This is a genomic window from Spirosoma aerophilum, assembly GCF_054782495.1.
Window position 1 is genome coordinate 32,909 of the sequence record NZ_BAAGSJ010000027.1, and the last position, 18,011, is coordinate 50,919.

General features: G+C 50.5%; 18 protein-coding genes. 12 read left to right on the forward strand and 6 right to left on the reverse strand.

The genetic code is table 11. From position 1 onward, the window contains the following. The first annotated feature begins 33 nt into the window (after positions 1 to 33). Together ACYVK4_RS26325 and ACYVK4_RS26330 are read left to right on the forward strand one after the other, a co-directional pair. Positions 34 to 741, forward strand: coding sequence for a response regulator transcription factor (locus tag ACYVK4_RS26325; RefSeq protein WP_461130556.1), 708 nt, complete (start codon positions 34 to 36; stop codon positions 739 to 741). A gap of 95 nt (positions 742 to 836) precedes the next feature. After that, the gene (locus ACYVK4_RS26330) at positions 837 to 1,871 is read left to right on the forward strand and encodes a sensor histidine kinase (RefSeq protein ID WP_461130557.1); all 1,035 of its coding nucleotides are present in this window, start codon (positions 837 to 839) and stop codon (positions 1,869 to 1,871) included. 24 nt (positions 1,872 to 1,895) lie between these two features. Here ACYVK4_RS26330 and ACYVK4_RS26335 read toward each other — a convergent pair whose 3' ends face one another. Continuing rightward, positions 1,896 to 3,176: a pepsin/retropepsin-like aspartic protease family protein gene (locus ACYVK4_RS26335; RefSeq protein ID WP_461130558.1), complete on the reverse strand. Its 1,281-nt coding sequence runs from the start codon at positions 3,174 to 3,176 to the stop codon at positions 1,896 to 1,898. 236 nt (positions 3,177 to 3,412) lie between these two features. Here ACYVK4_RS26335 and tpiA point away from each other — a divergent pair, with 236 nt between their 5' ends. Both tpiA and ACYVK4_RS26345 read left to right on the forward strand, forming a co-directional pair. Then, positions 3,413 to 4,177, forward strand: a complete 765-nt coding sequence (gene tpiA / locus ACYVK4_RS26340) for a triose-phosphate isomerase (protein WP_461130559.1) — start codon at positions 3,413 to 3,415, stop codon at positions 4,175 to 4,177. A 73-nt stretch (positions 4,178 to 4,250) separates the two neighbouring features. After that, positions 4,251 to 4,760, forward strand: a complete 510-nt coding sequence (locus ACYVK4_RS26345; RefSeq protein WP_461130560.1) for a cupin domain-containing protein — start codon at positions 4,251 to 4,253, stop codon at positions 4,758 to 4,760. On the opposite strand, the gene ACYVK4_RS26350 is transcribed toward ACYVK4_RS26345, so the two are convergent. The 4 genes from ACYVK4_RS26350 to ACYVK4_RS26365 form a co-directional block, all read right to left on the reverse strand. Continuing rightward, positions 4,761 to 7,040 (reverse strand): fused MFS/spermidine synthase, encoded by a 2,280-nt coding sequence (locus ACYVK4_RS26350; RefSeq protein WP_461130561.1) that lies wholly within the window; start codon positions 7,038 to 7,040, stop codon positions 4,761 to 4,763. It abuts the gene before it with no gap. Positions 7,041 to 7,096: 56 nt separating this feature from the next. Beyond that, on the reverse strand, positions 7,097 to 8,149 hold the full coding sequence (locus tag ACYVK4_RS26355) for a hypothetical protein (protein ID WP_461130562.1): 1,053 nt from the start codon (positions 8,147 to 8,149) through the stop codon (positions 7,097 to 7,099). Then, complete coding sequence (locus ACYVK4_RS26360; RefSeq protein ID WP_461130563.1) at positions 8,133 to 8,792, reverse strand: hypothetical protein; 660 nt, start codon at positions 8,790 to 8,792, stop codon at positions 8,133 to 8,135. Before ACYVK4_RS26360 ends, ACYVK4_RS26355 begins: the two co-directional genes overlap by 17 nt. Before the next feature lie 82 nt (positions 8,793 to 8,874). Beyond that, complete coding sequence (locus ACYVK4_RS26365; RefSeq protein WP_461130564.1) at positions 8,875 to 9,462, reverse strand: RNA polymerase sigma factor; 588 nt, start codon at positions 9,460 to 9,462, stop codon at positions 8,875 to 8,877. Between the two features lie 162 nt (positions 9,463 to 9,624). Between ACYVK4_RS26365 and ACYVK4_RS26370 the strand changes: the two genes are divergently transcribed. The 8 genes from ACYVK4_RS26370 to ACYVK4_RS26405 all read left to right on the forward strand — a co-directional run bounded on the left by ACYVK4_RS26370 (position 9,625) and on the right by ACYVK4_RS26405 (position 16,736). Next, positions 9,625 to 10,065: a hypothetical protein gene (locus ACYVK4_RS26370; protein WP_461130565.1), complete on the forward strand. Its 441-nt coding sequence runs from the start codon at positions 9,625 to 9,627 to the stop codon at positions 10,063 to 10,065. Positions 10,066 to 10,102: 37 nt separating this feature from the next. After that, entirely contained in the window at positions 10,103 to 10,543 is a 441-nt protein-coding gene (locus tag ACYVK4_RS26375) for a hypothetical protein (RefSeq protein ID WP_461130566.1), read from the forward strand. A gap of 80 nt (positions 10,544 to 10,623) precedes the next feature. Continuing rightward, a complete protein-coding gene (locus ACYVK4_RS26380) occupies positions 10,624 to 12,918 on the forward strand; it encodes an ATP-dependent helicase (RefSeq protein ID WP_461130567.1) in 2,295 nt (764 codons plus the stop codon). A 51-nt stretch (positions 12,919 to 12,969) separates the two neighbouring features. Then, positions 12,970 to 13,179: a hypothetical protein gene (locus ACYVK4_RS26385; RefSeq protein ID WP_461130568.1), complete on the forward strand. Its 210-nt coding sequence runs from the start codon at positions 12,970 to 12,972 to the stop codon at positions 13,177 to 13,179. 24 nt (positions 13,180 to 13,203) lie between these two features. After that, a complete protein-coding gene (locus tag ACYVK4_RS26390) occupies positions 13,204 to 13,620 on the forward strand; it encodes a PIN domain-containing protein (RefSeq protein ID WP_461130569.1) in 417 nt (138 codons plus the stop codon). A 77-nt stretch (positions 13,621 to 13,697) separates the two neighbouring features. Further along, positions 13,698 to 15,314, forward strand: a complete 1,617-nt coding sequence (locus tag ACYVK4_RS26395; RefSeq protein ID WP_461130570.1) for an OmpA family protein — start codon at positions 13,698 to 13,700, stop codon at positions 15,312 to 15,314. A gap of 112 nt (positions 15,315 to 15,426) precedes the next feature. Then, positions 15,427 to 16,293: a transglutaminase domain-containing protein gene (locus ACYVK4_RS26400; RefSeq protein WP_461130571.1), complete on the forward strand. Its 867-nt coding sequence runs from the start codon at positions 15,427 to 15,429 to the stop codon at positions 16,291 to 16,293. Positions 16,294 to 16,295: 2 nt separating this feature from the next. Continuing rightward, the gene (locus ACYVK4_RS26405) at positions 16,296 to 16,736 is read left to right on the forward strand and encodes a hypothetical protein (RefSeq protein ID WP_461130572.1); all 441 of its coding nucleotides are present in this window, start codon (positions 16,296 to 16,298) and stop codon (positions 16,734 to 16,736) included. 73 nt (positions 16,737 to 16,809) lie between these two features. Here ACYVK4_RS26405 and ACYVK4_RS26410 read toward each other — a convergent pair whose 3' ends face one another. Continuing rightward, entirely contained in the window at positions 16,810 to 17,757 is a 948-nt protein-coding gene (locus ACYVK4_RS26410) for a hypothetical protein (protein WP_461130573.1), read from the reverse strand. Positions 17,758 to 18,011 lie beyond the last annotated feature (254 nt).

Here is an 18,011-nt window from a genome sequence, read left to right on the forward strand (position 1 = left end):
TAAGGTAAACCATTCTTATCAACCAAGCTCCGTATGAGTGCTGCCAAAGCTGCTCAACCCCAGCATCGCGTTTTAGTCGTCGACGACGATGCCGATATTGTGGAAATGCTCGAATACAATCTCACCAAGGAGGGATATGATGTCCGGACAGCTACCGATGGCCGTAAAGCCGTCGAAATAGCAAAGACATACTTGCCTGAATTAGTTCTGCTCGATATCATGATGCCCCATATGGACGGCATTGAGGCTGGTCGGCAGCTGCGAAATATCCCCGATTTACGCCAGACGTATATCCTTTATCTGACGGCCCGCTCAGAAGAGTACTCTGAAGTAGCCGCTTTTGATGTAGGCGCCGACGATTACATCACCAAGCCCATCAAGCCCCGCGCCCTGATGAGCCGGATCAACGCTCTGTTCCGGCGCGAAGCGCAGAAATCCGATCCGGGTGAGCAGATCACCATTGCCGATCTGGTTATCAATCGCAAAAACTATTCCGTTAGTCAGAACGACAAACAGGTTATTTTGCCAAAGAAAGAGTTTGAACTCCTCTTTTTTCTGGCCCAGCACCCCAACAAGGTTTGTAGCCGGGAAGAACTGTTGCAGAAAATCTGGGGAGCCGATATTTATGTACTCGAACGCACCGTAGACGTTCACATTCGGAAGCTCCGCGAAAAAATTGGCGATACCCATATCCGCACCCTTAAGGGCGTCGGGTATATGTTCACCGACCAGCCTGAATAAAGAGCGAAAGACAGAAAGAGCGAAAGAGTGAAGACTGGGCAAAGCCGATTTCACTCTTTCGCTCTTTCTGTCTTTCACCTTTCTATCTTTGCCCCATGTCCCTCAGCCCCCGCATTATTGCGCTTTTACTGGCTTGCCTTATTTCGGCACTGACGCTGGCGTTTTTGACGTTTGTCGAAGGCGTTACGAGCACCATGCTGTTTGTGGTGGGACTTTCTTCGTTTGCCATTTCATTCTTTCTGGTCCTCTACGCCATCGAGTTACTTGTGTTTCGCGAAGTGAACAAGATGTACAAGACCATTCATAAACTGAAAATCCGCGATTTTAACATTTCCCGAAAGGCAATCATCAAAAACACGAATCCGTTCAAGAAGCTGAACGACGAGATTTTCGTGTATGTCGCCCGCAAACAGAAGGAAATTGATGAGTTGAAACGTCTGGAGCTGTTCCGGCGGGAGTTTCTGGCGGATGTGTCGCACGAGCTAAAGACGCCCATTTTTGCTGCCCAGGGCTTCATTCATACGCTGATCGACGGGGCTGTTGACGACGAACGGGTGCGGGATAAATTTCTGTCGAAAGCCGCCAAAAGCCTCGATGGCCTCGATGCGCTGGTAAAAGACCTGGTCGCTCTTTCGCAGCTGGAAACGGGCGAAGTAAAGATGAACTTCGAGCGGGTCGACCTGGCACACATTACGCAGGAAATCTTCGAACAACTTGAAAAAATTGCGCATACCAAGCGAACGGCTCTCCAGCTAAGAACTTCGCAGCCCGGTCCCGTTTGGGTGAAAGCCGACCCCCAGCGCATCATGCAGGTGATGACCAACCTGATTGAAAATGCGGTCAAGTACGGCAATGAAAACGGGCGGGTTCAGGTGAATCTGGAAGAGGACAAAAAGTTTATCCTTGTTGCCATCCGCGACGACGGGCCGGGCATTCCCCCCGAGCACCTGAGCCGGATCTTCGAGCGTTTCTATCGGGTGGAGAAAAGCCGTTCCAAGGACCGGGGCGGCACCGGCCTGGGACTGGCCATCGTGAAACACATTCTGAACGCACACAAAGCCAAAATCTCCGTTATGAGCAAAGTCGACAAGGGCACGACTTTCCGGTTCAAGCTGGAACGATTGGACTAAGCGGAGCAGGTTTTGAAAGACGTATTAAATAAGTCGCTTCAATACAAAGCTGGTAAGGATAATCTGACCATTTCGGCGAACCAGCAGCGATACCTCTTTTCCTTCGCCCTTCTGAAGTATTTTATAGATATCACTGACGGTCAGATCGCTTGTAGAGCTGTTGTTCACAAACAGGAGTTCGTCGCCCTCATTTAAACCCGCCAGATCAGCCGGGGAGCCATCCTGTACTTTTTCGATGTAATAATTGCGAAAGTGGTCGCCTTTGGCGCGTAGTTCCATACCGCTCATGTCGTGCTCAAAACTCTCACGCATCAGCCGCTTGATCGGCTTCATAACGATGTACCGGTCCGGGTAGTTAAACGTCACGTTGAACCGACGCAGCAGTTCGCAGCCTACGTTTCCCTGCCGCTCGGGCATGTCGACCAGTTTCATCCCAAAACCCAGACTATCGGGAAAAGATGCCAGAATGTTATCGAGCTCATACCGGCCAAAGCGAACTTTCTGGATTCGACCCATTACGCCATTAATCACGCCATTGAGACCACGCCCCAGCTGTGCCCGTATGCTCTTTTCCGGCATGGGCATGGCTGCTGTGCTGCGCGAGCGGTCCAGCAGCAACGCATGACCGGCACCGGTATCCAGCACGACGCGTAAAGGCAGAATTTTCTCGCCGTCGAACACCGATAGCGCATCGGTATACGCTTTGGTATCCTGAATGGTAATTGGGTAGCGGTCGCCCTTGCGTTTCCGGTAGGTATACTTATCAGGCTTCATCAGCATGATCTCATGACGCTGAAAATCGACATTGACGACGAAGTTGGCGAAGATCTCATACCCGAAAATGCCATGCACCGGTGTCCCTACATACTCCGATAATTTCAGAATGTCTTCGTCCAGAATAACCAGATTGTGGTGCGACGCCCGTAAGCCACCCATGCTCAGGGTATTCTCGATGGCGATAGAGGCCGTTAAGCTCCCGCCCTCCCCGGCTCCGCTCAGTTTAACTTTGCGCGTCAACGTGAGGGGTCTTTTCCGGAAAGTACTGGGATCAGTAATAATGGTGTTGCTGACACCGGTATCCAGAATGAATCGCAGGGTATCTGACCCGTTGATCGTTACCGGCACAATGATCAGATTGGAATGGAGCTGGAATGGAATTCGCGTCCAGGTGCGGTTATCGGCAATGAAGAAGCCGTATCGTTCTTTGTCAGGTACACGCCCTTTATCAGGTGTGCGCTGGCGATCGTTTCCCTGCGTAGCCGCACAGGTGCCTAACAGCCCGATTAGTAATACCAGCGTTTTCATATAGAGATTATCTTACATTAAAATTACGCATTTTTTTATCCGAATAACACAAGAAATTAATGATTGGTTTTTTCTGACTATGAGTGATTTAAGGGGTTAGCCAGGGGCGAAACAAATTTTACTACTACATCGGGCAGGCTCTTCAGCTTAAATGTTCTAATTTCGCCCAAATTTGACGAAGAAACGTTTGTTTTCGAGCGTCTTTTTATTGGTTCGGAACTCATTATTAATTGATTATGCGGAAAAAAATTGTTGCCGGAAACTGGAAAATGAACAAGACAGCCGAAGAAGCAACGGCCTTGCTATCGGAGGTAATCAATATGGTGAAGGATGAAGTAACGGGTGATGTTGAGGTGGTCCTCTGCCCTCCCGCCCTTTATCTGGCTACTGCACGGCAATACGTGACCGAAGGCGGCAAGGTTGCGTTGGGTGCTCAGAACTGCCACGAAAAAGCATCGGGGGCATACACGGGCGAAATCTCGGCACCCATGCTCAAGTCGATTGGCGTTGAGTACGTTATTCTGGGTCACAGCGAACGGCGGCAGTATTTCGAGGAAACGAATGTGCAACTGGCGGAGAAAGTAAACATCGCGCTGGAGAATGGCCTCAAGCCCATCTTCTGCTGCGGTGAATCCCGTGACCTTCGCGAGAATGGCGACTTCATTGGCTTTGTGAAAGATCAAATCACCGAAAGTCTGTTTCATCTCTCGGCTGAGTCATTCGCCAATATCGTTATTGCTTACGAACCCATCTGGGCCATCGGTACCGGCCTGACGGCTTCGTCGGCGCAGGCGCAGGATATGCACTTCGAACTCCGCCAGCACATTGCCGGTCAATACGGCGACGCCATTGCGCAGGACACGACCATTCTGTACGGCGGCAGCGCCAACGCGCAGAACGCCGAAGAGCTGTTCGCCCGCCCCGACGTCGATGGTGGCCTCATCGGTGGAGCCTCGCTCAAATCCCGCGATTTCCTAACCGTTGTGAAAGCAGCGCAGTAAACTAAAAGAGCGAATGAGTGAAAGCGCGTCACTTTGATTAGCCACTCATTCGCTCTTTCGCTCTTTCGCCATTATGACAGCCGCTTACTACGTTCGGGCCTTCCATATGCAGCCTCATCCGGAAGGGGGGTATTTTGCGGAGACGTACCGCTCAGCCGAGACCATTCCTCAAGCTGCGCTGCCGGGGCGGTTTGGCGGGGTGCGTTCCTTTGGTACGGCCATCTACTTCCTGCTCGAAAGCCATCACGTATCGGCCCTGCATCGGATAGCGTCTGACGAGGTCTGGCATTTTTACGCCGGTGGTGCCCTGGAGATATTCGTGATTAGGCCAACCGGCGAGCTAACGGTTATCCGGCTGGGGAATAATCCAGAAAAGGGCGAAGTATTTCAGGCGGTCGTTCCGGCGGGTTGCTGGTTCGGGTCTGCGCCCGCAGCAGGGGTTGATTTCTCGCTGGTCGGCTGCACCGTGGCACCCGGCTTCGACTTCGCCGACTTTGAAATGGCCAGCCGGGAGACGTTGCTGACGGAGTTTCCTCAGCATAGAGAAGTCATCGAAAGGCTGTCCGCGCCCAGCGCACAGTAGCTACTGCGCCTTATCCCGCTGCCGGATGCTGTATTCATCTTTGGGGAACAGATCGGTATTTATTTCCGGGCCGATCGGCTGATTGCCCGGCAGAGCGTGAATATGCGCTCCGTATTTGGCCAGAATCCGCCACAAGTCGATACCTGCCGATTGGTAGTGGGCCCGGCTGAAGCTAGTCGCAGCACGTTGCTGAATAACGTTCCATTCTACTGTAATGGGTTGGTTGCTGCCAATCAGGACTAAGTCATCGACATAAAAAATATACGGAAATACCGTCTGAAATGTGTTGCGGATACGTACCGTAGGCGACCAGGTAACCGCGTAGCCACCCGGTCGTAACCTCGATCGAAGTAATTCGAAGTATTCTCTTGAATAGATATTTCCTGAAAAAGCCGATGTTGGCCGGAGGGCATCAGCCTCGATCACGTCATAGGTTTCAGGACTATGCTGGAGCGCGTACCGACCATCGCGAAAGATGAGTTTAAGCCGCTTGTCCGCCAGAACGGTGGCAACACCAGGGTCTCTGGCTTCAGCCCCATACTCGGCCAGAATCTGAGCCTGATTACTGACAATCTCGAAACAGTCTATTTGCCGGGTTTCGGCCCGGCCCCCAATACCCTGCACAGTTCCGGCTGACCCTAGCCCAATGACGGCGACATGCTCTGGGTTAGGGTGCATCATGACGGGCAGCCCCCCCAGCAGCGTGTGTATCTCGTCAATTGAATAGGGTAAACCACTTTGGCCAAGACCATTGACAAAGACAGTGCCCGCCCGATGGCCAGGTGCCAGTTTGATGACCGACACGCCAGATTCATTTTCATTGAACAGCAGATCCGTTGCTTTGTCGACACCGTTCAGGCGTTGCCAAAGGCTGGTGTTGCCGGGAATCAGCAGAAGGGTAATAACCTGTACAACCGTCAGTACCGATACGGCCAGCGCGTTGAGATGCCGACGGGCAAACAGGGCAAACCCGTAGACGATACCGAGTCCGGCGATGAGTTTGAGCAGCATGGCTGTTCCCAGCATAGGAAAGCCCACCCAGGTAACAAGCCAGGCTCCCAGGGCCGAGCCAACGATATTGACAAATTGAAGCCAGCCTACTTTACGTCCAACCTCCTCAAACCGGTCCTGTATCAGGGATTGCGATACCGAAAAACTTAAACCCATCAAAAACGTGGGGACAAACAGCAAAAACAGTGGAATGAGGCCGTACGTAACAATGGCGAAACCCGGCGATAGAACCGGCTCCCCACTTTTAAAATAATTCCAGAGAAAATCGAGCGACGAAATTCGTCCGATGGCATTAATAAATACGGCTATCGATGCAGCGGTATAGAAATATAAGCCTGTTTGGGCCCATAAAAACACTTGCTCCCGACGTACTGTCGACCGGAAATAGGCCCTTTGTCCCAAACCAACCCCCACCAGCGTTCCCAAAGCCATAGAGCCCAGGTATACCGCCAACAGCATGGAAAAGGTTAATGAAACGGATTTGATCACCGTTTCGAGAATCCGAAACCAGATCAACTCCAGCGAAAGTGCGGCCAACCCCGATAGAGCGTATTGGGCCGACCAGAACGTTAAGGATGGCGTGAAGTGCAGTGAAGTCACCAGGGAATGGCTGAGTTCCTGGCGGGAATCCGTCGAATCATGCAGTCGTCGGCCCAGCCAGAGTGCCCCAACCACGCACAATCCGTTGAAAAATACCCCTAGCCAGATAGAGGACTCATAGCCTATCTGACGAACCAGCAGAAAGCCGGTAACAAAAGCTCCTACAGCTGCTCCGAGCGTGTTGACAAAGTAAAGCAGACTAATGTAACGACCCTGTGCCGGGCCATCGCCAAACCGAAATGCCCTGGATAAAGCCGGCAGCGAGAACCCCATCAGGAAGGTGGGTAGCAGCAATACGCCAAATACCACCGCATACATGATGATAGGACTGGCGTTGTCGATGGGGCTGCTAACATACAGAATGTCGTACAAAACCCACTTGCTGATGGCAGCAAAACCCATGATACCCGCTTCGGCCCACAGAAAATACCGAAGATTGCGGGTTACCACCGCCCGGTCGGCCAGGCGCCCCCCGAAGAGGTAACCCAGCCCGAGCCCGGTCATAAACGCTGAAACAATGAGGCTGATGCTAACGGTGTCGGAACCCGTGTAAAAAACCAGTAGTCGTTGCCAGATTACCTGGTATAACAGGGCTGCAAATCCGGATAAGAAAAACAGACAGTACAGTAGCTTTGTATAGAAGGATACAGATCGGGCAGGTGATATCATACCCGAAATATATATACATTTAGCTAATTGCTGTATATTATTCGAAAATCAACTGTCTACCGAAAGCTGACATTTCCGAACTTCGACACAACCCGCACTTTGGTGCCGCTGCCGCTGCCGACTTTACCAATATACTGCTTGGTTAGCCGGGGGCCACGGTGGTTATCATTGTCATTCGGCTGACTGGTGAAGTGCATCGTTGACCCGGACCCGTAATTGAAGTTGCCATAGCTCACCGTCACATCAAAGTCGCAGTCGTTATCCTCTAACGGCAGTCCCACCGATGAATAAGCCGCCTGGATATTCAGATTGTCAGCACTTTTGGGTAACTGGTCGATGCGAAAACCGCTCGAAAACTCAATTTTGATCTTGCCGGACTCCCGGATCTTACCAATTTTAGCACCCGAATAATTAATATCGGCTTCCAGCTTACCCACATCGCCGATGTTCATTTTGCCGAATTTGTTGGTCAGCACCAATACATTGGCTTTGGACAACTCCAGACTACCATAAGCCATATCTACTTTGCCCTGTCCGATGTTGCCAATATCGGCTTTACCATAGGCCACATCGATGTCGTTTTGGTGGCTGGTCAGGGCATCAGCGCTGAAGTTGCCATACCGGCTGTAGACCGTTAACGGAGCCTGAAAAGCGGGAATGCTGGTATCCCCAAATCGGTTCCTGACAGACAGCGCATTCTGGCGGGGCATCATGACCTCATAATTGATCTTAACGAAGTTCCGCTCCCCGTTGTCTTTCCATTTGCCCAGACTCCAGTTCGACAGACTGTTCTGACTGAAGTTCGTACGGACGGTAATCTGATTGCCGGAACGTTTCTCTTCGATGGAAACCGCGTCTATGAACTTCTGGACCCGCTCTTCAGAGTCTGAATTAGCAATGATGGTGATCTGCACGCGGATTTCGCTTTTATCCCATAGCCCAACCGACACCTGGCCGAACTGGTTATCGACCACCAGATTATCATTATTATTCACATCGAACAGTTTGATAATCGTCTTCTTTTTTTCAATCGTGCCAAGCTCTTCATGCTCCCCAGCCCAGGTGAGCAGGGGTAACAGACACAGTAATACACTACACAGGATTTTCATGAGTTTGTTGTTTAATGCGCTGAATAACGCGCAACTGTTCACTAAGCAGGTTAATCTGGAGTTGTAGATTCTGAATCATGGCCTGAATAAGCATCTCCTGATTGGGGTTTTTAGGCAAATCAGACTTCAGCGACAGGTATGATTTCTCAAGCCGGTCCAGGTCGGTGGCAAATTCCTGATACAAAGCCGGGTTGTCTTTTGTCATACGCCTTAACTCGGCCCGTTTCACATCGATCAGCTCGGTATAATGCACGACTTCTTTGGCATATAACGGACTGGCCGCCACGACCTCCGGCTGGTGCGTCACGCCATATTCGTGATTCATGTACAGAAAAGCCCCCGCCAGCAATAGTACCGCAATAGAAGCCGCCATACGCCAGTCGAGCACTGGCCAGCCAATCTGCCGACCTGTCAGCCGGGAGCGGCTGCTGTCGGTCTTAAATGGCATCGTTCGCGACTCTCCGGCACCCTCATGACCTGTCTGAGCGGGGTTGATATGAATTTGGCGGAACGGCGTGTCCCGGTCAGCCTGCTGCTTATCCAGCCCCTGTTCTATTTTTTGCCACAAACTGTTGGGTGGCTCCTTGTCGTCAAAAGCTTCGCGGTTATCGCGGACGAAGCGTTCAAGATTATCTTTTTTCATCTTTATGGTGTCGAATCCAGTGACTCGTCGTTCGTATTTGTTCGTTGTACTCTTCGTTTACTGCCCTCACGCGCTACCGCCTTTACAATAATTCCAGCAATCGTTTTTTGCCGCGTAAATACTGCGTTCGTGAGGTGGTTTCACTTATGTTCAGGACATTCCCGATTTCCTCGTGGTCGTATCCTTCAAATAAGTAGAGGGATAACACCACCCGGTAGCCTTCCGGCAACTGCTGCATGGCCCGTTTTATCCGCTCGACTTCCAGTTGTGTATGCGCTTCGTCGTACGGTTCCGGGTCAGCATAGTCGAGTCCGTCATCCTCGCCCAACCTATGCGACTCCATGTCTACCAGTTCCAACCGCCTTGTACGCAAATGGTTGATGGCCCGATGCACCACAATCTGTTTCAGCCACGCGCCAAATGTACTCTGTCCCCGAAACGAGTTAATGTGCCCAAACGCATCCATGAAGGCCTCCTGCAATACATCTTCGGCCTCGGCCTCGTGGTTCACAATCCGCAGGCAAACGTTATACATCGCCTTCACATATTGCTGATAAAGCTCATACTGCGCTCGTCGCTCACCCTGTTGGCAGCGTTTGACCAGGTCGGCATGACGGTCCGGGTAAGGCGGTCCGACTGGTGCACCGTCGCGATTTCGGTTCGATTCCAACAGATTTAGCGTCTCGGGGTGTTTTTTAGGTTGTTATCGAGAGAAAGAGGCAGGAATATCTGAAATGTTGCACAATAATTCAGAAAAAGTCAACGTTTTTGCCCCCGCTCAGCTTAACGTCTGTTTTTCTGTAACTTAGAGAGATCAAATCGTCTAATGGCTATGTACGAACAAAATTACAATTCCCCCTCTCTGGTTCATGACGATGGGACCAATTCTCCTCTCGAACACCAGCGTGTCATCAGTAAGTTGACCGTCGGTCTGGGCGTTTTATTTTACCGGGAAAAATCCATCACTCTTGAGCCGTTACCCGAAACGCCATTAGGTGAGGGACCAGGCCATCAGGTACCTGATGTGTTATTGTTCGATAACAATGATCAGTTAACCCGTATTATCATTGAAGTTGCGCAGCCACGAACCGCCCAGCGCGACTTAAAAAAGATTATTCACCTCATTGAAGACGATGAGTACGGCGTTCTTGAAGGCTTTGTCTACAATTACAGCAGCCACGAATGGTTTCGTTACAGAAAAGGTGATGGTGGGGCAGCAACGGCCTCCTCTGTTTCAGAATTGATGGGCATTGACATGAGAGCATTTCTTTGAGAGAATTGCTTGGACTAATTAACATTCCCCACAAAATATGTACGAACAAAATTACAATTCGCCTTTTCTGGTTCATGACGATGGCACAAATTCCCCGTTCGGCCATCAGCGCATCATCAGCAAGCTAACCGTTGAGTTAGGGGTGCTGTATTATCACAAAAAGACAATAGCGCTCATGCCACTACCCGAAACACCCTTAGACGAAGGGCCAGGTTTTCCCGTACCCGATGTAATTCTTTTTGATCCAAAAGATGAACAGACCCGTATCATTATTGAGGTTTGCACCAACCGTAGTCTTAACCATGACATCCGCAAGGTGATTCATCTGATTGAAGATGATGATTATGGCATTCTTGAAGGCTTCATATTCAACTATAAGACTCACGAGTGGTTTCGCTATCGAAAAGGCGACGGCGGGGCAGCAACGGCCTCGTCTGTTTCAGAATTGATGGGTATCGATATGGGTGGATTTGTGTAGCGTTCCGTCCGTTTACCACGTCACCCCAACCAAATTTTTTCGTACTTTTACTTGTTATAGAAGGAAGAGATACGAGCAGAATGGTTGATTATATTCAAGGATTAAATGACCCCCAGCGGGAAGCCGTGATGCACGGCAGCGGCCCGCTGATGATTATAGCCGGAGCGGGTTCGGGGAAAACCCGGGTGCTTACTTACCGCATTGCCCACCTCATTGAAACGGGCGTCGACCCGTTCCGAATTCTGTCGCTGACGTTTACCAACAAAGCGGCCGGCGAGATGCGGAACCGGATCGAAAAAGTGGTGGGAACCGAAGCCCGCAACATCTGGATGGGTACCTTCCACTCCGTTTTTGCCAAGATTTTACGCATCGAAGCCAAAGCCATTGGCTATACCAGCAATTTCTCGATCTACGACACCGACGATTCCAAGTCGCTGCTGCGCAGCATTGTGAAGGAGATGGGACTCGACGATAAGGTGTACCGGGTCAACAGTGTGTTCAGTCGCATATCGGGTGCCAAAAACCGGCTTATCGGGCCAGAGGACTACATCAATAACGCTGTTATTCAGGCCGATGATGAGTCGGCCCGGATGCCGCATATTGGCCGAATCTACCGGCAGTACGCGCTGCGGTGCTTTGCCGCCAACGCTATGGATTTCGATGATCTGCTGTTCAACACCAACGTGCTGTTCCGCGATCACCTGGATATTCTGAACAAATACCAGCACAAGTTTCAGCATGTGATGGTCGATGAGTTTCAGGACACCAACGTCTCGCAGTACCTGATCACGCGCAAGCTGGCGGCCGTTCACCAGAACATCTGTATCGTAGGCGACGATGCCCAGAGTATCTACGCGTTCCGGGGTGCCAACATCGAGAACATTCTCAACTTCCAGCGCGACTACGGCAAAGAGAACGTGAAGATTGTGAAGCTGGAACAGAACTACCGTTCCACTAAAACGATCGTTCAGGCAGCCAACTCCATTATTTCCCGCAATAAAAATCAGCTGGAGAAACACGTTTTCACCGACAATGAAGACGGGACGCTGATCGACGTGATCAAGGCATCGTCGGACAATGAAGAAGGACGGCTGGTGGCATCGGCTATTTTCGAGTCAAAAATGAACGAGTCGCTGACGAATAACGACTTCGCCATTCTGTACCGGACCAACGCCCAGTCGCGGGCGTTTGAAGAAGCCCTGCGCAAAGTGAGCATCAAGTACCGCATTATTGGTGGTCTGTCGTTCTACCAGCGGAAGGAAATCAAAGACCTGATCGGTTACCTGCGATTTACAGTCAACCAGCAGGACGAAGAAGCCTTTAAGCGAATTATCAACCTGCCCAAACGGGGTATCGGCGACACGACGATTGCCAAACTTAGCGTGATTGCCGCCGAAAAACAGGACTCTATCTGGGAAATTGTGGCCGACATTACCAAGCACGTGGCGGGTCGGTCGGCGATTGCGATTGAAGGATTTGCGGATCTGATCAAAAGTTTCAAGCTTCTGCTCGATCAGAAAGATGCGTTTGAAGTAACCTCGCACATTGCGAAAGCGTCGGGTCTGCTTAAGGAATTATACGACGACAAGACCGTTGAAGGACTGGCCCGCTACGAAAACGTACAGGAATTGCTGAACGCCATCAAGGAGTTTGTCGACAACCCGGACAATGAAGAGAAAAGCCTGAGCGCGTTTCTCCAGTCTGTTTCGCTGCTCACCACCGCCGACGAAAAAGAAGACGATGGTGACAACGACAAGGTAACGCTGATGACCATCCACGCGGCAAAAGGTCTGGAGTTCAAGAATGTGCATATCGTTGGCATGGAAGAAGACCTCTTTCCCAGCCAGATGATGCTCGAAAGCCGCAACGATCTGGAAGAAGAACGTCGGCTGTTTTACGTAGCCGTGACGCGTGCAGAGAAACGTCTGACGATGTCGTATGCCGAAACACGCTACCATTACGGGCGACTGAAGATGTGCGAGCCCAGTCGCTTCCTGATGGAAATGGACCAGCAGTATTTGAAAATGTCCAAGCTGCGGTCGGCACCCAGCCGGATGGATTTCGACCGGCCCGAGAAAGACCGGAGCGAGAGTACCTCATCGGGTTCTATGAGCTTCGTTCGGTCGCTGGCGCAGAAAACCGCTCGTTCGCAAGCCCCCCAGCCGCTCGTTTCGCACACCCCTTCGGCCGATTTTGCACCGACCAGTACAGCCGATTTAGCGGCCGGCCAACGGGTTGAACACTCTAAATTTGGGTTTGGCACGGTTAAAGCTGTCGATGTGAATGGTACGGAACGGAAAGCCACCATTGCCTTCGAAAAAGCAGGAGAAAAAGTACTGCTGCTGAGTTTCGCGAAGCTGCGGGTGGTGACGTAAACATAAGTGGCCAATTGATCTTGTATGTATATGGTTTAATCCAATATAGCTATGCCAACGACGAAAACATCATCTAAACGATATACGCCCAGTTCTGTACCGGTCATTAGCCAGGCCAACGTTTACTACTCCGAAGATGTGCAGGCCTCTGGTGGCATAGATTCTTTTTTAAAGTCAATTGGGAGCGATAGAGCAAAACCCCTTCCGGAAATTGACTTCTCTGAGGAGGAATGGAAACAAATGCTATCGGAGGATTTGTAAAAACACACTTATGAGCACGAGCCAATGCTACACGTTTTAGATACGAATGTCCTCATCAACCTTATTCGTAAAAAAAGCGAATTACCTCCATATTCGGGTATATCGATTATAACGGTTGGCGAGCTAAAGTCATTTGCTATAAAGCGGTCATGGGGCTATCAAAAAAGGCTTGCTTTAGAGAAGATATTAGGGGAAATTCCAACCTTTGGTCTTGAACTCAGCTTGACAGACGTATATGCAACTGTTGATGCATATAGTCAGGGAACTTTACCAAGTGACCCTTTGCCCGAAGGTACATCGGCCCGAAACATGGGGAAGAATGACATCTGGCTTGCGGCTACTGCTCTTTTTTATGATGCAGAGTTTCACACATCAGATAATGACTTTGATCATCTCACTGCCATTGGTTTACGTCTACATAAAGTCGATATGAGCGTATAGTTTGCGCTAACAGGTTTATACAAAATTTACCCCTCAAATCGTTCTCTTACTAGTCCCCACTATCCTTCGTAACATCCATGAATGTTTCCGGCACCGTTGCTGCCTGTTTTTCAGTGCTTGTCTCCTTGTCTGTCATGGCCCAGCCGAAGGCCGACTCGACCAGTGTCGAGAACCTCGGCAATCAGGTTAATTCAGAATACAACGAGATTAATCCGATGATTTCACCGGACGGAAAAACACTGTATTTTGCCCGGATCAGCCACCCCAATAACACCCACGGTACCAAAGGCAGTCAGGATATCTGGTACTCCGACCTCGACGCTGCCAGCGGGAAGTGGGGCCCTGCCCGGCGCATGGGCTTCCCCCTCAACAAAGACGAGTATAACTGTGCCTACAGCATTACGCCCGATGGAAACACCATGCTCATTAAGGGCCAGTATAACAACGGCACCTACGAAACCCGCGGCTTCTCGCTGAGCAAGAAAACAGCCGGTGGATGGTCGCCCCCGCAAAAAATGGATATTCCCGGCTACGTCAACATGAGCAAGGGGCAATTTGACTGCGGGTTTATGTCGGCCGATGGCAAGGTGCTGCTGATGGCCTTCAGCGAAAAGAAAAACAGCAAGGAAGACGACCTTTATGTCAGTTTCCGGCAAAAAGACGGGACCTGGACGAAACCCATGGATCTGGGGGCCGAGGTCAATACGAAGTTTACGGAAACAACGCCTTTTCTGGCGCCCGATGGCGCTACGCTGTATTTCTCCAGCAATCGGGAGGGTGGTCTGGGCAGCAACGATATTTACGTTTGCAAACGCGTCGATAAGACCTGGAAACACTGGTCAAAGCCAGTCAACCTGGGCCCAAAAGTCAACACCGATGGCTATGATGCCTATTATACCCTCGGTGCATCGGGCGATTATGCCTACCTGACAACCTTTAAAAATACCCTCGGCAAAGGCGACATCGTTCGCGTTAAACTAACGGACGAAACCCCTGCCAACCAGCCGGGCAAAGTGGGCAGCGGTGGCAACGATGTCGCCAGCAATACCAACGCGACCCGCCCCGACCCGGTAGCTCTCATCAGCGGCAAAGTGATCGATCAGGTGACCGGCAAGCCCATTGAAGCCCGGATCATCTACCAAACGCTGCCCGATGGTGCCGAAGCGGGTGAAGCCACCTCCGACCCCATCACGGGCGAATACAAGATTGTGCTGCCGTATGGTCAGAAATATACCATGCGGGCCGTTGCGAAAGACTTTATTGCCGAAGGAGATAACATCGACCTGACCCAGCCCAAAGGTTTTCAGCAGATCACCGGCAAGCAGTTGAAAATGGTGCCTATCGAAACCGGACGCATTGTACGCCTGAACAACATTTTCTTCGATACCGGAAAATCGGAACTTCGGCCCGAGTCCAGCCCTGAACTCGATCGGTTGGTGACGACGTTAAACGAAGCGCCGAAAATGGCAATTGAGGTGCGCGGACACACCGACAACACCGGCTCGAACGAAATAAACGCTAAACTGTCGCAGGACCGGGCCGACGCTGTTCGGGAGTATTTTATCAGCAAAGGCATTGAACCCGACCGCATTGCCAGCAAAGGCTTTGGCGAATCGAAACCGGTTTCTACCAACGATACCGATGAAGGCCGCCAGCAAAACCGCCGTGTGGAGTTTGTTATTGTCAGGAAATGAGCTGATTCTTAGTAGTTTTCAGGCAAAAGTTCCTCTGATTGTCTAACTATAAGAATCTGTTGGTGTTTACCTATTAACTAAAACAACGTCTCAACTCACAAAGCACCAAGCAATGCAACTCAACGCTGGCTGTGAACTCTCTTTTCACGCCCAAACGCCAACTCCACTCATACTCATGCTGCGCCCCCGATCGGGAGCAGGCCAGTGGATTATTCGGGAAGAATATCAAATTACGCCTGCTGTCAATGTTACTGAGTTTACCGATATGTATGGTAATCTCTGCCAGCGGGTGGTAGCCCCTGAAGGCCCCTTTTCAATTCATTTTTCGGCGACGGTGCAAACAGCCGACATTATCGATACGGCACCGGGAGCTCCTTATACACCCGTTGAAGACTTACCGGACGACGTCCTCCACTACACACTTCCAAGCCGGTACTGCCAGTCGGATCAGTTGGGCGATCTGGCCGCTCAGATTACCCAAAACGCCGAAGCGGGCTACGATCAGGCCGAAGCTATTCGTAAATGGATTCATGAATCCATAACCTATCAGTACGGCACCAGCGATGCCAGCACCTCGGCGGTGGACACAGCTGCCAGCCGCATTGGTGTTTGTCGGGATTTTACGCATCTGGGCATTTCGCTTTGCCGGGCATTGAATATTCCGGCCCGCATGGTCGTTGGGTATTTATATAAACTCGATCCGATGGATCTGCACGCTTGGTTTGAAGCGTATGTAGATGGCCGCTGGTTTACGTTCGATGCTACACAGGCCAGTCCGCTGGGCAACCGCATTACGGTGGCGTATGGACGGGACGCGGCCGATGTAGCGTTTACGACCCAGTTTGGCGCCATGACACTCGATGAGATGAAAGTTTGGGTCGACGCGGCACAAAACGATCCTGATGATAGTGAAAAAAATGCGGATGAGGCCCCAACCCTTTCAAGCTCAGTGGGGTCTACTAACCAAACGATGAATTAACTATGAAAAAACGACTGCTTTTCTGCTCTTTAGTAAGCATACTAACAGCATGCCAGCACGAGGGCGACATTCAACCCACCTCGACGTCATTGGCTGGAGAAGTAGTCGGCACATACCGAACGAACTTCTACCTCGATCCGTCCTGCGTGGCGATTGCGGCCAATCAAATGCCTTATACCGAAATAAAGGCGTTGTCGGACAGTACCGTGAGTCTTATTTATACGAAACTGTACCCCACAAAAGCCAGCCGCGCCATTGAGCCGGTAAAACTGAGTCGCCAGGCCACTGGGCTCCAATTGAGTATTGGTGATTCCAGCATCGGAACCCTGCAAACCGACCGGGTCTTTACGGATAATGGAATGGAAAAACAGGGTAAACTACTGCGAATAACGATGCAGAAAGACCCGCAGGATTTTCTGTTTTTTGCCGGAATCAAGCTGTAGAAGTACTGATTTGCTCATAAAAAAAGCGCGCTACCGTTGGGTAGCGCGCTTTTTTTATGAGCAACGGGAATGCTTACCGTACGGCAAACTCACCGGAACCGATGCGGAAACCTTCCGAATACAGTTCTACCGTGTATTTACCGGGCTTATAAGGAATACCCCGAGTATATAACAGCTCAACGTTTTGACCATTGCTGGTGTAATTAACCGTTTGCTTGGTTGTGTAAATGGTCTCGTTGCCATCCACCGTAAACGTTCCTGAACCGTTTGCCATATCAGACACAACCGCGCCCGATGGATCGAGTACCCGAACAAAAACATCTTTAGGCTCTTCGCGGGTCAATGGGTTATCGAGCAACGTATACACCAATTTGATTTTGTCCAGACGCTTAGCTTTGTAGGCATCGTCCTCTTTCACTTTGCCTTTGTTGTTCACGGCAAATACCTTCACGTTCTGCGCTTTCAGGGCAGCAGCACGAGTGACTTTGCTGTTCAACTCCTCATTCTGAGACTGCACCTGCGATACAACCGTCGTTACCGAATCACGAAATTGCTGACCTCTTACTTTCAAGCCAGTATTCTCTTCATCGAGTACTTTAACGTTGGTCGCCAGCGTCATATTCTCACGCTGCAGGTTAGCGATCAGTGTATCTTTTTCAACCAGGAACGCTTCGTACTGCTTGATCTTGGCGTCGTATTTAGCGATCGAAATGCGGTTGCCTTTGCGCAGTGACGCTTTATCCTGCTCCAGCTGCACTTTCATTTTCTCCAGTTCAGAAACGTCGCCACCCAATTTCTGTACTTCAGCTATTTTAGCGTCTAACGCGGTCGAAATCGAATCCAGTTTAACACGGGTTGTTGAGAGTTCCTCAACGCGCTCAGAGATTGTTACTTCCTGATTTTCAGAAACTTTTTTCTGATCGAAGTACAGATAACTCGATACACCGGCCAGGCCCGTCATAATGATGAGAGCCGCCAGCAGAGCGCCGTTGGTTTTGGACTTTTGAGAATTATTTTCCATTGAAAATTTTCAGTTTAACAATTGAACATGCACAAACTTTGTAAAAAAAGCCGCTTTCGCGGTTGTGTAGAGGTTGTTACATCTGAGGTTTTTTAGTGAACGATAAATCAGAATCCGACCAGCAAAAATTATATTTAGGCTTAAAGAGATTCAATAAATGAACGTCAACGTCAATGGGCTATTGTTTGCTTCAACATACCATCGTCTAAAAATGTTCGTACAACAGCCCCCTATTGTCCTACTAACGTTAACTG

What these genes read in the sequence shown, in the direction of transcription:
- ACYVK4_RS26370 (WP_461130565.1), top strand. Translation starts at nt 9,625, where the DNA reads ATGTACGAACAAAATTACAATTCCCCCTCTCTGGTTCATGACGATGGG.
- ACYVK4_RS26345 (WP_461130560.1), top strand. Translation starts at nt 4,251, where the DNA reads ATGACAGCCGCTTACTACGTTCGGGCCTTCCATATGCAGCCTCATCCG.
- ACYVK4_RS26325 (WP_461130556.1), top strand. Translation starts at nt 34, where the DNA reads ATGAGTGCTGCCAAAGCTGCTCAACCCCAGCATCGCGTTTTAGTCGTC.
- ACYVK4_RS26390 (WP_461130569.1), top strand. Translation starts at nt 13,204, where the DNA reads ATGCTACACGTTTTAGATACGAATGTCCTCATCAACCTTATTCGTAAA.
- ACYVK4_RS26355 (WP_461130562.1), bottom strand. Translation starts at nt 8,149, where the DNA reads ATGAAAATCCTGTGTAGTGTATTACTGTGTCTGTTACCCCTGCTCACC.
- ACYVK4_RS26335 (WP_461130558.1), bottom strand. Translation starts at nt 3,176, where the DNA reads ATGAAAACGCTGGTATTACTAATCGGGCTGTTAGGCACCTGTGCGGCT.
- ACYVK4_RS26375 (WP_461130566.1), top strand. Translation starts at nt 10,103, where the DNA reads ATGTACGAACAAAATTACAATTCGCCTTTTCTGGTTCATGACGATGGC.
- ACYVK4_RS26380 (WP_461130567.1), top strand. Translation starts at nt 10,624, where the DNA reads ATGGTTGATTATATTCAAGGATTAAATGACCCCCAGCGGGAAGCCGTG.
- ACYVK4_RS26385 (WP_461130568.1), top strand. Translation starts at nt 12,970, where the DNA reads ATGCCAACGACGAAAACATCATCTAAACGATATACGCCCAGTTCTGTA.
- ACYVK4_RS26410 (WP_461130573.1), bottom strand. Translation starts at nt 17,757, where the DNA reads ATGGAAAATAATTCTCAAAAGTCCAAAACCAACGGCGCTCTGCTGGCG.
- ACYVK4_RS26405 (WP_461130572.1), top strand. Translation starts at nt 16,296, where the DNA reads ATGAAAAAACGACTGCTTTTCTGCTCTTTAGTAAGCATACTAACAGCA.
- ACYVK4_RS26400 (WP_461130571.1), top strand. Translation starts at nt 15,427, where the DNA reads ATGCAACTCAACGCTGGCTGTGAACTCTCTTTTCACGCCCAAACGCCA.
- ACYVK4_RS26330 (WP_461130557.1), top strand. Translation starts at nt 837, where the DNA reads ATGTCCCTCAGCCCCCGCATTATTGCGCTTTTACTGGCTTGCCTTATT.
- ACYVK4_RS26350 (WP_461130561.1), bottom strand. Translation starts at nt 7,040, where the DNA reads ATGATATCACCTGCCCGATCTGTATCCTTCTATACAAAGCTACTGTAC.
- ACYVK4_RS26395 (WP_461130570.1), top strand. Translation starts at nt 13,698, where the DNA reads ATGAATGTTTCCGGCACCGTTGCTGCCTGTTTTTCAGTGCTTGTCTCC.
- ACYVK4_RS26360 (WP_461130563.1), bottom strand. Translation starts at nt 8,792, where the DNA reads ATGAAAAAAGATAATCTTGAACGCTTCGTCCGCGATAACCGCGAAGCT.
- tpiA (WP_461130559.1), top strand. Translation starts at nt 3,413, where the DNA reads ATGCGGAAAAAAATTGTTGCCGGAAACTGGAAAATGAACAAGACAGCC.